The sequence below is a fragment of the Pseudomonas sp. KB_15 genome, assembly GCF_052114525.1.
In the GTDB taxonomy this organism is placed as follows: domain Bacteria; phylum Pseudomonadota; class Gammaproteobacteria; order Pseudomonadales; family Pseudomonadaceae; genus Aquipseudomonas.
In genome coordinates this window covers 1-475 of sequence record NZ_JBFREX010000191.1, presented here as the reverse complement: position 1 = coordinate 475, position 475 = coordinate 1, and the positions used below count along the sequence as shown (strand labels likewise).

Here is a 475-nt window from a genome sequence, read left to right as displayed (position 1 = left end):
CAGCACCACCGCGCCAGCCAGCCGCAACTGCACGACCAGCTCGACATCTCCGACTGGCTGACCCGCTCGCTGAAGAGCTCGATCGACGAGGCGGTGTCGCGCATGCAGTCGGGCCTGGCGGTGCTGGCCTCGGTGGGCTCCACCGCGCCGTTCGTCGGCCTGTTCGGCACGGTGTGGGGCATCTACCACGCGCTGATCGGCATTGGCGCCTCGGGCGTGCCGACCATCGACAAGGTGGCCGGCCCCGTGGGCGAAGCCCTGATCATGACCGCCTTCGGCCTGGCCGTGGCGATCCCGGCGGTGCTCGGCTACAACGCACTGAGCCGTGGCAACAAGGGCGTCATCAACAAGCTGAACCGCTTTGCGCACGACCTGCACGCCTACTTCGTGACCGGCGCCCGCGTGCGCCCGGGCTCCTCCGCCCGCACGGCCGACGACGGCTCGGTGCGGCTGGCTGTCAAGAACTAAGCGCGAC

At 69.9% G+C, this 475-nt stretch carries 1 protein-coding gene; it reads left to right on the top strand.

Annotated elements, in window-relative coordinates:
• A partial coding sequence (locus tag AB4Z35_RS30400; RefSeq protein ID WP_442101214.1) for a MotA/TolQ/ExbB proton channel family protein occupies positions 1 to 468 on the top strand: 468 nt, incomplete at its 5' end.
• Between the last annotated feature and the right edge of the window lie 7 nt (positions 469 to 475).